Consider the following 13,527-nt stretch of genomic DNA (forward strand, 5'->3'; position numbering starts at 1 on the left):
GTTCGTCCTGTCGTGTCGCCCGGGTCGTCGCCCAGCGCTGCGCCGCAATTGAAAGGCGTCCCAGCCTATGTCATCGCTGGGACAAAATAACAGGGGTGGACCATGGGCAAGCGCGTGACCAATGCGACGGCTGCCGCCGTTTTCGCAATCGAGAGCGCAGCAGCCGACCATCCCGGAGCGATGCCGCCCGAATTTCCGCGCCTGCTCTACGGCCGCGCCGTCGCCGAGGATCTCGAGGCCCTTCCCGCCGACATGCTGGCCCGGGCCGCAGCCGCAGCCCATGCGCATCTGCTGGCGCCACGCGCACCCCAGGCGATCAATCTCCGCTTGCGGGACGAGGCCTTCGACAGCGATGGCCGGCAGCGCCAGGCCACGATTCTCGAGGTCGTCAACGAAAACAAGCCGTTCCTGCTCGATTCGACGCTGTCCGAACTCGCCGAGCAGGGCTACGAGCCGCGTCTCGTCTCGCATCCGATCCTGGCGGTCGCCCGCGCCGCCGACGGTGCCTTCCTCTCGCTGGCCGGCGAGGCGGCGGGCCGGGCCCCCGAAGGCACGCGCCGCGAGAGCCTGATCCAGATCGTGCTCGAACGCATCGATGCGCCCGAGGCACGTGACCGGCTCTGCGCGGGGCTGGAGCGCGTCTATGCCGATGTCGGGCTCGCGGTCGAGGACTGGGCCGCGATGCGCGGCCGAATCACCGAGGTGATCCAGGCCTATCGCGCCAATCCGCCGCCACTGCCGGAAGACGAGGTCGGCGAGGCGCTGCAGTTTCTCGAATGGATCGCCGGCGACAACTTCACCCTGCTCGGCATCCGCGCCTACCGCTTCCCCAACGGCGATGCGGCGGCCGATCCGATCGAGGGCTCCGGCCTCGGCATCCTGCGCGATCCTGCCGTCAAGGTGCTCCGCAAGAACCGCGAGATGGTCACCGTCACGCCGGAGATCCGCGCCTTCCTGGCCAAGCCCCAGGCGCTCATCATCACCAAGGCGAACGTCAAGAGCCGGGTCCACCGCCGCGTCCATCTCGATTATGTCGGGGTCAAGCTGTTCACGCCGGACGGGCGGCTCGACGGCGAATTGCGCATCGTCGGCCTGCTGACCTCGAACGCCTACACCGGCAGCGCGCTCGCCATTCCCTATCTGCGCCTCAAGGTCGCCCGCGTCGCCAAGAACATCGGCTTCGATCCGGCGAGCTATTCCGGCCGCGCCCTCTACAACGTGCTCGATGCCTATCCGCGCGACGAGCTCTTCCAGATCGACGGTGCGACGCTGGAAAGCTTCGCGCTCGCCATCCTGCAGCTCACCGAGCGGCCACGCATCCGCGCGCTGGCCCGCGTTGACGAGTTCGACCGCTTCGTCTCGATCCTCGTCTTCATTCCGAAGGACCGCTACGACACCCGCGTGCGCCGCCGCGTCGGCGAGTTCCTGGCGAGCATCTACCAGGGCCGGATCTCGGCTGCCTATCCCGCCTATCCGGAGGGGCCGCTCGCCCGCACCCACTACATCATCGGCCGCGACGAGGGGAAAACCCCGAAGATCGACCGGGCCACGCTGGAAGCCGGCATCACCGCGATCGTGCGGACCTGGAGCGACGGCCTGAAGGACGTGCTCGATGCGCAGCGATCCGGGCCCGCCGCCCGCGCGCTGGCCGAGCGCTATGCCGAGGCCTTCGGCGCCGCCTATCGCGACCGCTTCTCGCCCTCCGAGACGCTGGCCGACATCGACCTGCTGCAGAAGCTCTCGGCCGAGCGCGCGCGGGCCGTCGACCTCTACCGCCGCGAGGGCGACCCGGCGACCCGGGCCAACCTCAAGGTCTTCTCCCGCGGCGCGGCGATCTCGCTCTCGGCCCGCGTGCCCGTGCTGGAGAACATGGGCTTCCGCGTCGTCAACGAGCGGACCTACAACATCACGCCGCAGCCGGCCGCCGGCGAAGCCGCCGACACCACCCGCGTCTGGCTCCACGACATGACGCTGGAGCGCGCCGACGACGGCGAGATCGACGTGTCCCGCCTCGGGCCCGCGCTCGAAGCGGCGATGATGGCGCAGTTCCGCGGGCTGGCGGAGTCGGACCGCTTCGACCAGCTCGTCCTGGCGGCGGGCCTCGCCTGGCGCGAGGCCTCGCTGCTGCGGGCGCTCGGGCGCTATCTGCGCCAGGTCGGGGCGCCCTATGCGCAGGGCTACATCGCCGACGCGCTGGCCCGGCATCCCGCGATCGCGGCAGGCCTGGTCGCGCTGTTCACCGCGAAGTTCGATCCCCGCCTGGCCGAAGCCGAGCGCCGGACAGGGATGGAGGCCGAGCGCCGGGCGATCGAGACCGCACTCGACGCCGTCAGCAGCCTCGACGAAGACCGCATCCTGCGCCGCCTCGTCAACCTGATCGACGCGGCCCTGCGCACCAATTTCTTCCAGATCGGCCCCGACGGGCAGCCCCGCGGCACGATCTCGATCAAGTACGACTGCGCCAAGGTCGATTCGCTGCCGCTGCCGCGCCCGCTCTACGAGATCTTCGTCTATTCGCCGCGCGTCGAGGGCATCCATCTGCGCTTCGGCAAGGTCGCCCGCGGCGGCCTGCGCTGGTCCGACCGGCCGCAGGATTTCCGCACCGAGGTGCTCGGCCTCGTCAAGGCACAGCAGGTCAAGAACGCGGTGATCGTGCCCGTCGGCGCCAAGGGCGGCTTCGTGCCCAAGCACCTGCCGCCGGCCTCGGACCGGGCGGCCTGGTTCGCCGAGGGCACCGAGAGCTACCGCATCTTCGTGCGCACCCTGCTCGAGCTCACCGACAATCTCGATGGCGAGACGGTGATTCCGCCGGCCGACACCGTGCGCCATGACGGCGACGATCCCTATCTCGTCGTCGCCGCCGACAAGGGCACGGCGACCTTCTCCGACACCGCCAACGCGCTCTCGCTGGAGAAGCACCACTGGCTCGGCGATGCCTTCGCCTCGGGTGGCTCGCAGGGCTACGACCACAAGAAGATGGGCATCACCGCCCGCGGCGCCTGGGAGGCGGTGAAGCGCCATTTCCGCGAGATCGACATCGACATCCAGACGACGCCCTTCACCGTGGCGGGCGTCGGCGACATGTCGGGCGACGTCTTCGGCAATGGCATGCTGCTGTCGCCGGCGATCCGGCTCGTCGCCGCCTTCGACCACCGCGACATCTTTCTCGATCCCGATCCCGACCCGGCCAAGTCGCTGGCAGAGCGCCAGCGCCTGTTCGATCTGCCGCGCTCCTCCTGGCAGGACTATGACAAGAGCCTGATCTCAGCCGGTGGCGGCGTCTTCTCGCGCCAGGCCAAGAGCATCCCGCTCTCGCCGGCCGTGCAGGCCCTCCTGGGCCTGTCCAAGGCCGAGGTTTCGCCGCCGGAGCTGATGACCGCGATCCTGAAGTCGCATGTCGACCTGCTCTGGTTCGGCGGCATCGGCACCTATATCCGCGCCTCCGACGAGAGCGACGCGCAGGTCGGTGACCGCGCCAACGACCCGATCCGCATCACGGGCGGCGAGGTCGGCGCCCGTGTGATCGGCGAGGGCGCCAATCTCGGCTGCACCCAGCGCGGCCGCATCGAGGCCGCCCGCGCCGGCATCCGCCTGAACACCGACGCGATCGACAACTCCGCCGGCGTCAACACCTCCGACGTCGAGGTCAACATCAAGATCGCGCTCGCCGGCCCGGTCCAGGACGGCCGCCTGCCGGAAGCGGCCCGCAACACGCTGCTGGCGGAGATGACCGACGAGGTCGGTGACCTCGTCCTGCGCAACAACTACCTGCAGACGCTGGCGCTGTCCCTCACCGAGGCCCGCGGCACCGGCGCGACTCCGGGCCTGCGTTACCTGATGCAGACGCTGGAGGCGCAGGGGCGGCTCGACCGCGCGGTCGAATACCTGCCGAGCGACGCCGTGCTGGCAGAGCGCGAGAAGCGCGGCGAGGCGCTGACGCGGCCCGAACTCGCGGTGCTGATCGCCTATGCCAAGCTCGCCTTGCACGACGCGCTGCTGGAATCCGACGTTCCCGACGACCTCTATCTCAACAGCGAGCTCATCCGCTATTTCCCGCAGGCGCTGCGCGAGCGCTATGCCTCCGACATCGCCGGCCACAAGCTGCGCCGCGAGATCGTCGCGACGCAGCTCGCCAACGCCATCGTCAACCGTGGCGGGCCGACCCTGGTGCCGGTGCTCTCGGCGCTCACCCATGCCGAGATCCCCGCCATCGCCGCCGCCTATGCGGTGGCGCGCGACGCCTTCGACCTGATCTCGCTCAACGGCACGATCGACGCGCTCGACGCGAAACTGCCCGGCAAGATCCAGCTCGGGCTCTATGGCGCCGTACAGGACCTGCTGCGCGACCGCATGGGCTGGTTCCTGCGGCGCGGCGCGGCGCGGCCGGGCACGATCGAGGCCACGGTCTCGCATTACCGCGCCGGCGTCAGCGCATTGGCCGAGACCCTCGAGATGCTCCTGCCGGAGGTCCAGGCCCATGCCCGCCAGGCCCGCATCGCCGTGCTGACGGCCGAAGGCGTGCCGGCGGCCCTCGCCGCGCGCATCGCCAGCCTGCCGACCCTGGCCCAGGCGACCGAGATCGTCGACATCGCCGGGCAGACCGGCGGCGACATCGCCTCCGTCGCCGCGATTCATTTCGGCGTCGATTCGATCTTCGGCCTGTCGGCTCTCGCGGCCGCCGCCGCCGCGGTTCCCGCCACCGATGATTACGAGCGTCTCGCCCGCGAACGCGCCGTCGAGACGCTGTTCGACGCCCAGGCCGGCCTGACCCGCGAGATCGCGGCCGGCGGCACGAGCCTCGACGCCTGGCAGGAGGCGCGCCGCAGCGACGTCGAGCGCTGCCGCACCACCGTCCAGGCCATCGCCGCCTCGGGCCTGTCCCTCCCGAAACTCATGGTGGCGGCCGGCATGCTGGCCGATCTGCCCGCAAGAGCGCCTGAGCGCCCGCCCAACCGAAAGCCCCGCGATGACCGAGTCCGTCACCGAAACCGCCACCCGCATCGACCCCAAGCTGCTGGAAATCCTCGTCTGCCCGCTGACCAAGACCACCCTGGAGTATGACGCCGCGAAGCAGGAGCTGGTCAGCCGCGCGGCCAGGCTCGCCTACCCGATCCGCGACGGCATCCCGATCATGCTGCCCGAGGAAGCGCGTCCGCTGGACGAGTGAGTCGCTCGGCCGGCCACTCGTCGAGCCGCGCCGTCATGCTCGGGCTTGTCCCGAGCATCCACGTCTGGAACACCGCAAGAGACCGGCAAAGACGGGGATGGTCGGCACAAGGCCGACCATGACGGGACAATGGTCTTCCGTCAGAGCGCCTCGCCACGGAGCAGCCGGGGCGGCGCGCCCGCGACGCCGGCCGCCTCGCGGATGAAGAAGCGCTTCAGCCCCGGCAGCCGGTCGACCAGCCCCAGGCCCAGGTCGCGCGCCAGCCGCAGCGGCGTCGCGTCGTTGGAAAACAGCCGGTTGAGCCCGTCGGTGGCCGCGCCCATCGCCACCGTGTCGAAGCGGCGCGCCCGCTCATAGCCTTCCAGCACGTCGGCAGCGCCCGGATCGAGCCCGAGACGGGCGGCATCGACGATCACCTCCGCCAGCGCCGCGACGTCCTTGAGGCCGAGATTGAGGCCCTGGCCGGCGATCGGATGGATCAGATGGGCGGCGTCGCCGAGCAGGGCCAGGCGCTCGCCGACGAAGCGGCGCGCCACGCCGAAGCCGAGCGGATGCGCCGTGACCGGGCTCTCCAGCGCGATCTCGCCGAGTTCCAGCCCGAAGCGCCGCTCGATCTCCGCCAGCATGCCCTCCTCATCGAGCGAGAGCAGCGCCGGCACATTCTCGTTGCGCTCGCTCCAGACCATCGAGGAGCGATGGCCGAGCCGCCCGCCATCGCTCAGCGGCAAGATCGCGAAGGGGCCCGAGGGCAGGAAATGCTCGACGGCCCGCCCACCATGCGGCCGCTCATGGCCGATCGTCGCCACCAGCCCCGACTGGCCGTAATCCCAGCCGACCCAGCCGATGCCGGCCTGCTCGCGCAACCGGGACCGGGCGCCGTCGGCCGCGACCAGCAGCCGGGCCCGCAGCGTCTCGCCGCCCGCAAACGCGACGCTGACGCCGGCATCGCCGCTGTCGAAGCGCGTGACGCCTTCGTCCCGCAGCTCGACGCCCACCTCGCGGCAGGCGGCGGTCAACGCTTCGATCAGCGCCCCGCTGCCGACCATATGGGCGAAGGGCTGCCCCGGCTCGACCTCGCCGTCGAAGGTCAGGAAGACCGGGCGCACGACATCGCCGCTGCGGCTGTCGGACACGACCATCTCGGTCATGGCCTGTGCGTCACCCGCGATCTTGTCCCAGATGCCGAGCGACTGGAGCATCACCTGCGCCGCGGCGGCGACCGCATAGGCGCGCGTATCGGGGCGCGCCGGGCGTGCGAAGGCGGGATCGGCGACGATCACCGCGAAGGCGCGACCGAGCACCTGCTTCAGCGCGAGCGCCAGCGAAAGCCCGGCAATGCCGCCGCCGGCGATGACGATCGCCTCGCCCGGCCGTGTCTGCTCGCTCATGCGCCATCCTCCTCATCGCCACGGGAGCGCGCGCCCCTCCCGCCTTGACGATCCGGGACGGGTCGGTGCTGATGCGGCGGAACCGGCGGCTGCTGTGCGCGCAAGCCGGCTTCACCGTCAACCCGCCCGCCGCCAGAGCCTGTTCGACCATGTCCCAGATCAGCGACTCCCTGATGTCGATCCTCGACCTCGAGCCGCTCGAGCGCAATCTGTTCCGGGGTCGCAGCCCCCGTGTCGGCTGGCCGCGCGTCTTCGGCGGGCAGGTTATCGCGCAGTCGCTCTACGCCGCCTGCAAGACGGTGGAGGGCCGCCAGCCGCATTCGCTGCACGCCTATTTCCTCCTCGGCGGCGATCCCGAAATCCCGATCATCTACGAGGTCGACCGGCTGCGCGACGGCCGCTCCTTCACGACGCGGCGCGTGCTGGCGATCCAGAAGGGCGAGGCGATCTTCGCCATGTCCGCCTCCTTCCAGGTCGAGGAGCCCGGCTACGAGCACCAGATGCCGATGCCCGACGTCCCCCCGCCGGAGGATCTGCCCGATCGCGACGCGATGAGCCGCGATATCCTGCCCAACATGCCCAAGGCGGTCCGCGCCTATTACCAGCGCGAACGGCCGATCGAGATCCGCCCGGTCGAGCTCCGGCGCTATGCCGGCACGGGCGAGGCGATGGAGCCGCGCTTCCATGTCTGGATCCGGGCGATGCAGCCGCTTCCCGACGACCCGGCGATCCACCAGGCGGTGCTCGCCTATGCTTCGGACCTGATGCTGCTCGATTCGAGCCTGATCGCCCACGGCACCACGGTCTTCGATCCGCAGGTCCAGGCCGCCAGCCTCGACCATGCGCTCTGGTTCCACCGGCCGTTCCGGGCCGATGACTGGCTGCTCTATGCGCAGGACAGCCCCTCGGCCTCGGGCGCGCGCGGCTTCTCGCGCGGGCTGGTCTTCGACCGGCAGGGCCAGCTCGTCGCCTCGGTCGCGCAGGAGGGCCTGGTCCGGCCGCGGCCCGACCGCGCCTGACGCCGTTTTAGGCAATAGCCTCCAAATTCATCATCCGCTCGATTTCTGGGCAGGTTGCCCGCGCCGGAATCACTCCGGCGCGGCGATTCCCGCTGCATGCCGAGTTTCCATGCCCCCTCGTCGCCAGTTGGCACGGGCCTTGAATTGCGTCCGCCGACGCGCCGCGATGACAGGCGCGCGAGGCGCAACAGGATCGCCGGGGCTGACTTCCGGGCGGCGGAACGGGGAAACCCAACAATGAAGATCGTGATGGCTATCATCAAGCCGTTCAAGCTGGAGGAGGTGCGCGACGGGCTCACCGCCATCGGCGTGCACGGCCTGACCGTGACCGAGGTGAAGGGCTATGGCCGGCAGAAGGGCCATACCGAGATCTACCGTGGCGCCGAATACGCCGTGAGCTTCCTGCCCAAGATCAAGATCGAGGTCGCCGTCTCCGACGAGCTCGTCGGCAAGGTGATCGAGGCGATCACGGCAGCCGCCCGCACCGGCCAGATCGGTGACGGCAAGATCTTCGTGTCGTCGATCGAGAAGGCCGTGCGCATCCGCACCGGCGAGACCGACGGCGACGCCCTCTGATCACACGCGATCCTTCCGAGGAGTTTCAAACCATGCATTTCAAGACCATCAGCCGGGTCGGGCTCGTCGCGCTGGCGCTGGCCGCCGCCGGCGGCGCGCTCGCCCAGACGCCCGCCGCTCCCGTCCCCAACAAGGGTGACGTCGCCTTCATGATGAGCTCGACCGTCCTGGTCTTCCTCATGACGATCCCGGGCCTCGCCCTGTTCTATGGCGGCCTCGTCCGCAGCAAGAACATGCTCTCGGTGCTCACCCAGGTCTTCGCGATCGTCAGCATCGTCGCCCTGATGTGGGTGATCTTCGGCTACTCGCTCGCCTTCACCAATGGCGGCGGCCTGAACGACTATGTCGGCGGCTTCTCGAAGGCCTTCCTGCGCGGCGTCGACGCCACCACCACCGTCGCCACCTTCTCCAACGGCGTCGTCATCCCCGAATATGTCTATCTGGCCTTCCAGATGACCTTCGCCTGCATCACGCCGGCCCTCATCGTCGGCGCCTTCGCCGAGCGCATGAAGTTCTCGGCGCTGCTGCTCTTCACCGTCCTCTGGGTCACCTTCATCTACTTCCCGATGGCCCACATGGTCTGGTACTGGGGCGGCCCGGATGCGGTCGGCAACGCCGCCAAGGCCCTCGCGGAGGCTGGCGCCGACGGCAAGGCCGCTGCCCAGGCCGCGCTCGACGCCGTCAACGCCGATGCCGGCATGCTCTTCAAGTGGGGCGCGCTCGACTTCGCCGGCGGCACCGTGGTGCACATCAATGCGGGCATCGCCGGCCTCGTCGGCTGCATCCTGATCGGCAAGCGCATCGGCTATGGCAAGGAGCTGATGGCCCCGCACTCGCTGACCATGACCCTGATCGGCGGCGCCCTGCTCTGGGTCGGCTGGTTCGGCTTCAACGCCGGCTCGAACCTCGAGGCCAACGGCACCGCCGCCCTGGCGATGGTCAACACCTTCGTCGCCACCGCCGCCGCGGCCGTCGCCTGGCTGTTCGTGGAATGGGCCGTCAAGGGCAAGCCCTCGATGCTCGGCATGGTCTCCGGCGCGGTCGCCGGCCTCGTCGCCGTCACCCCGGCCGCGGGCTTCGCCGGCCCGATGGGCTGCATCATCCTCGGCCTCGTCGCCGGCACGATCTGCTTCGTCTTCTGCTCGACGGTGAAGAACGCGCTCGGCTACGACGACTCGCTCGACGTCTTCGGCATCCACTGCATCGGCGGCATCCTGGGTGCGCTCGCCACCGGCATTCTCGTCAACGTCAATCTCGGCGGCGCGGGCATCCCGGACTACGCCTCGAAGCCCGGCGAACTGGCGGTCGGTGCCTATGAGTTCGGCACCGCCTTCATGGCTCAGGTCAAGGCCGTGCTGTTCACGCTGGTCTTCAGCGGCGTCGGCTCGCTGATCCTGTTCAAGATCGTCGACGTGGTCGTCGGCCTGCGCGTCGCCCCCGACGCGGAGCGCGAGGGCCTCGACATCGCCGAGCACGGCGAGCGCGCCTACCACGCTTGAAGACAGGCGCACGGCCGGGCCCAACCGGCCCTCTCGACACCATCCCCGGCGGGCGACCGCCGGGGATTTTTCATGGGCGGACGGCGGCGGCCGGGGGCGATGTCGCCAAGGTTAAGCGTGTCTTAACCTCGGCTTCCTAACGTGGTCGCATCGGCCGTTGCGACGCGGCCCGCAGTCCTGGATGACGGCCCAACCCCGCATGCGCACGATCCGACGCTCCTCCTCGCTGATGGACCGCCTGCCCGATCCGGTGCGGGAGTTCCTGTCGCGCCGTGCCAGCGAGATGGTCGGCCTCGCACTGCTCGCGCTGATGGCCGCCGTGGCCCTCTCGCTGGCGACCTGGTCGGTCGACGACCCCAGCCTCAACAATGCCACCAGCGGCGCCGTCGCCAACTGGCTCGGCCGTCCGGGCGCCATGGTCGCCGATCTGCTGATGCAGCTCATCGGGCTCGGCGTCATCGCCCTGCTGTTTCCGCCGCTCGTCTGGTCGCTCAGGCTCGTGCGCTTCCACATCTTCGACCGCGGCGCCCTCAAGCTCGGCCTCTGGATCGTCGCCGTCGCCGCCACCGCCGCGGTCGGAAGCGCCCTGCCCGCGACGCCGCGCTGGCCGCTGCCCACCGGCATGGGCGGCGTCATCGGCGACGGCCTCCTCTTCGGCACGCGCAACCTCGCCGGCATCGCCGGCAATGCGGTCGGCGGGCTCGTCGGCTTCCTCTATGCGGGCATCGCCATTCTCGCCGTCACCGCCGCCGCCGGCTTTGGCTTCGTCAGTGACGAGGACCCGGTCCTCGACGAGGACGAGGCCGACGAATCCTGGTCCGAAAGCGAGGATCGCCGCGATGACGAGCCCGGCATCGCTGTGATCCTCGTCGGCTGGCTCGCCCATGGCGCCATGGCCCTGCGCGGCATGATCCTGCGCCGCCTGCCGCAGCCGCCCCAGGCCGCGACCCAGAGGGCCGGCACGCCGGCCACCGGAACGGGCGCCCTTGCCGCCGCGGGCCGCGTCCGCCGCGAGCCCCAGTTCGCCGAGGAGGCGCGAGGCGGCGCGGGCGCGCGCCCCACCGTTCCACCCTTCGCCCCGGCCCCGCTGCCGCCGCTGCGCGGGCCGCGGGCGGCGCCCGTCGACGACGCGCCCTTCGACCTCGACGACGACGAGCCGCTCGACCTGCGCGACCTCAACGCGCCGCGCGTCACCGCGCCGGCCCCCGGGCCCAAGCCCGGCAAGCGCATCCAGCGCGAGGCTCAGCCCTCGCTGCTCGACCGCGACGAGTTCGAGCTGCCGCCCCTGACCTATCTGTCCGAGCCCCGGAAGCTGCCGGCCAACGCGATCTCGACCGACGCGCTCGAACAGAACGCGACACTGCTCGAGGGCGTGCTGGAGGATTTCGGCGTGCGTGGCGAGATCACGCAGGTGCGCCCCGGCCCTGTGGTGACGCTCTACGAACTCGAGCCGGCTCCGGGCACGAAGTCCTCCCGCGTGATTTCGCTGGCGGACGACATTGCGCGCTCGATGAGCGCGATCTCGGCGCGCGTGGCGGTGATTCCCGGCAAGAACGCCATCGGCATCGAGTTGCCCAACGCCAAGCGCGAGACGGTCTATCTGCGCGAGCTTCTGGCGAGCCAGGATTTCGAGAGCTCCAAGCACAAGCTCGCTCTGGGGCTCGGCAAGACCATCGGCGGCGAGCCGGTGATCGTCGATCTCGCCAAGATGCCCCATCTCCTGGTCGCCGGCACGACCGGCTCGGGCAAGTCGGTGGCGATCAACACGATGATCCTGTCGCTGCTCTACCGGCTCAAGCCCGAGCAGTGCCGGCTGATCATGGTCGATCCCAAGATGCTGGAGCTGTCGGTCTATGACGGCATCCCGCATCTGCTCACCCCCGTCGTCACCGATCCGAAGAAGGCGGTCGTCGCGCTCAAATGGGCGGTGCGCGAGATGGAGGAGCGCTACAAGAAGATGTCGAAGCTCTCGGTGCGCAACATCGACGGCTTCAACGCCCGCGTCGTCGAGGCCAAGGCCGCCGGCGAGGTCATCACCCGCACGGTCCAGACCGGCTTCGACCGCCATTCCGGCGAGGCTGTTTACGAGGACGAGGTCATGGACCTCGAGCCCTTGCCCTATATCGTCGTGATCGTCGACGAGATGGCCGACCTGATGATGGTCGCCGGCAAGGAGATCGAGGGCACGATCCAGCGCCTCGCCCAGATGGCCCGTGCCGCGGGCATCCATGTCGTGCTGGCGACGCAGCGCCCGTCGGTGGACGTCATCACCGGCACGATCAAGGCGAATTTCCCGACGCGCATCTCCTTCCAGGTGACGAGCAAGATCGACTCACGCACGATCCTCGGCGAGATGGGCGCCGAGCAGCTGCTGGGCCAGGGCGACATGCTCTACATGGCCGGCGGCGGGCGCATCACCCGCGTCCACGGCCCCTTCGTCTCGGATGCCGAGGTCGAGAAGGTCGTCGCCCATCTCAAGACGCAAGGCCGGCCGCAATATCTCGACGCCGTCACCTCCGAGGAGGAAGAGCCCGGCACTGAGGGCGAGGACGGCGCGGTCTTCGACAAGACCGGCATGGGCCAGTCCGAGAGCGAGGACCCTTACGACCAGGCGGTGGCGGTGGTGCTGCGGGACAAGAAGGCCTCGACCTCCTACATCCAGCGCCGCCTGCAGATCGGCTACAACCGCGCCGCCTCGATCATGGAGCGGATGGAGAACGAGGGCATCGTCGGCCCCGCCAACCACGCCGGCAAACGCGAAATCCTCGTCGAAACCGGCAGGGCCAGGGAAGACGAGGATTGAAAACGGGGTTGACGCCCGCGCCAGCCCTTGTCGTTGCGGGTCCCGGTCCTCAAATTGCCATCAGGCCGCTGCAACCTGCGGCATGACTTTGCGTTATCTGTCCGGCGCCGGGTCGACGCGCAGCCGGACAGCAGGGCGCCACCGCCACGACGGTCGACAGGTCCGACACGGGCCGGCCGTGACAGAATGGAGCAAGGCCTGCCGATGACGTTGATCCCGACCCCCAGGGCCAAGGCTGCGATGCTGGCATGGCTCGGCTGCGTCGCGCTTCCGTCTTCGCTGCTGGCACAGCCCCTCCAGATCCTGCCGCCCAAGCCGGCGGTCTCGAGGCCGGCCGCCAGCCGCCCCCTGCCGCTGCCACCCGTCCGGCCGCCGGGCCTGGGGCTGCCGCGCGTCGCGGAAGCCCCGGTCGCGCAGCCTGCCAGCACAGCCATCGTTCCCGCGACGGAGACGACGCGGGCCTCGGCCCCGGTTCGCGCCAAAACCGGTGCGCCCGCGACCCGCGAGGAGGCGATCGAGCGGCTGAACGCCTATCTCAACAGCTTCACCACCCTGCAGGGCAACTTCATCCAGCATGCCGCCGACGGCCGGCGGCTGGAGGGGCGCATCTATATCCAGCGACCGGGCAAGATGCGCTTCGAATACGAGCCGCCCGCCACGATCGAGGTGATCTCGGACGGCACCTCCGTGGCCGTGCGCGACAAGCGCCTCGCGACGCAGGACATCTACTCCCTCGGCCAGACCCCGCTGAAGTTCCTGGTGCGCGAGCGCATGGATCTGGCCCGCGAGGGCACGATCACCGGCGCCGCGATCGATGGCGACGTGCTGACGCTGCGGCTGGAGGATCGCTCGACGCTGGGCGGAACCTCGAAGATCGCGCTGAAATTCGATCTGACGGCGAATGTACTGCGGCAATGGGTCGTCATCGATCCGCAGGGCTACGAGACCACCGTGTCGCTCTACAATCTCGACACGCAGCGCCGCCCCGACGCCAAGAATTTCGTGATCGACTACCAGCGCAAGCTCTGACGTCGGACGGGGGCCCGATCGGGCGTCTTGCCTTTTGCGCGCCAGC

8 protein-coding genes are annotated in these 13,527 nt (G+C 69.7%); 7 read left to right on the top strand and 1 reads right to left on the bottom strand.

Annotated features, from left to right (window positions below; translation table 11 throughout):
* The first annotated feature begins 102 nt into the window (after positions 1-102).
* The gene (locus tag BSY19_RS04930) at positions 103-5,061 is read left to right on the top strand and encodes an NAD-glutamate dehydrogenase (RefSeq protein ID WP_069053169.1); all 4,959 of its coding nucleotides are present in this window, start codon (positions 103-105) and stop codon (positions 5,059-5,061) included.
* Positions 4,967-5,167 carry a Trm112 family protein gene (locus tag BSY19_RS04935; RefSeq protein WP_069053170.1) on the top strand — a complete coding sequence of 67 codons (201 nt, stop codon included), beginning with the start codon at positions 4,967-4,969 and terminating at the stop codon, positions 5,165-5,167. The genes BSY19_RS04930 and BSY19_RS04935 overlap by 95 nt, the downstream gene beginning before the upstream one ends.
* A 140-nt stretch (positions 5,168-5,307) precedes the next feature.
* On the opposite strand, the gene BSY19_RS04940 is transcribed toward BSY19_RS04935, so the two are convergent.
* A complete protein-coding gene (locus tag BSY19_RS04940) occupies positions 5,308-6,555 on the bottom strand; it encodes a ubiquinone biosynthesis hydroxylase (protein WP_069053171.1) in 1,248 nt (415 codons plus the stop codon).
* Between the two features lie 149 nt (positions 6,556-6,704).
* On the opposite strand from BSY19_RS04940, the gene tesB reads away from it, so the two are divergent.
* The 5 genes from tesB to BSY19_RS04965 all read left to right on the top strand — a co-directional run bounded on the left by tesB (position 6,705) and on the right by BSY19_RS04965 (position 13,481).
* Positions 6,705-7,574 carry an acyl-CoA thioesterase II gene (gene tesB / locus BSY19_RS04945; RefSeq protein WP_069056868.1) on the top strand — a complete coding sequence of 290 codons (870 nt, stop codon included), beginning with the start codon at positions 6,705-6,707 and terminating at the stop codon, positions 7,572-7,574.
* A 237-nt stretch (positions 7,575-7,811) separates the two neighbouring features.
* Complete coding sequence (locus BSY19_RS04950; RefSeq protein ID WP_054141588.1) at positions 7,812-8,150, top strand: P-II family nitrogen regulator; 339 nt, start codon at positions 7,812-7,814, stop codon at positions 8,148-8,150.
* A 32-nt stretch (positions 8,151-8,182) separates the two neighbouring features.
* Positions 8,183-9,649: an ammonium transporter gene (locus tag BSY19_RS04955; protein WP_069053172.1), complete on the top strand. Its 1,467-nt coding sequence runs from the start codon at positions 8,183-8,185 to the stop codon at positions 9,647-9,649.
* 199 nt (positions 9,650-9,848) lie between these two features.
* Positions 9,849-12,452 carry an FtsK/SpoIIIE family DNA translocase gene (locus BSY19_RS04960; protein WP_069053173.1) on the top strand — a complete coding sequence of 868 codons (2,604 nt, stop codon included), beginning with the start codon at positions 9,849-9,851 and terminating at the stop codon, positions 12,450-12,452.
* A 204-nt stretch (positions 12,453-12,656) separates the two neighbouring features.
* A complete protein-coding gene (locus BSY19_RS04965) occupies positions 12,657-13,481 on the top strand; it encodes a LolA family protein (RefSeq protein WP_171905088.1) in 825 nt (274 codons plus the stop codon).
* The last annotated feature ends 46 nt before the right edge of the window (positions 13,482-13,527 follow it).

The sequence above is a fragment of the Bosea sp. RAC05 genome (assembly GCF_001713455.1).
Lineage (GTDB): Bacteria > Pseudomonadota > Alphaproteobacteria > Rhizobiales > Beijerinckiaceae > Allobosea.

Coding starts and splice junctions, on each gene's coding strand:
- BSY19_RS04930 (WP_069053169.1), top strand. CDS start 103: ATGGGCAAGCGCGTGACCAATGCGACGGCTGCCGCCGTTTTCGCAATC.
- BSY19_RS04935 (WP_069053170.1), top strand. CDS start 4,967: ATGACCGAGTCCGTCACCGAAACCGCCACCCGCATCGACCCCAAGCTG.
- BSY19_RS04940 (WP_069053171.1), bottom strand. CDS start 6,555: ATGAGCGAGCAGACACGGCCGGGCGAGGCGATCGTCATCGCCGGCGGC.
- tesB (WP_069056868.1), top strand. CDS start 6,705: ATGTCCCAGATCAGCGACTCCCTGATGTCGATCCTCGACCTCGAGCCG.
- BSY19_RS04950 (WP_054141588.1), top strand. CDS start 7,812: ATGAAGATCGTGATGGCTATCATCAAGCCGTTCAAGCTGGAGGAGGTG.
- BSY19_RS04955 (WP_069053172.1), top strand. CDS start 8,183: ATGCATTTCAAGACCATCAGCCGGGTCGGGCTCGTCGCGCTGGCGCTG.
- BSY19_RS04960 (WP_069053173.1), top strand. CDS start 9,849: ATGCGCACGATCCGACGCTCCTCCTCGCTGATGGACCGCCTGCCCGAT.
- BSY19_RS04965 (WP_171905088.1), top strand. CDS start 12,657: ATGACGTTGATCCCGACCCCCAGGGCCAAGGCTGCGATGCTGGCATGG.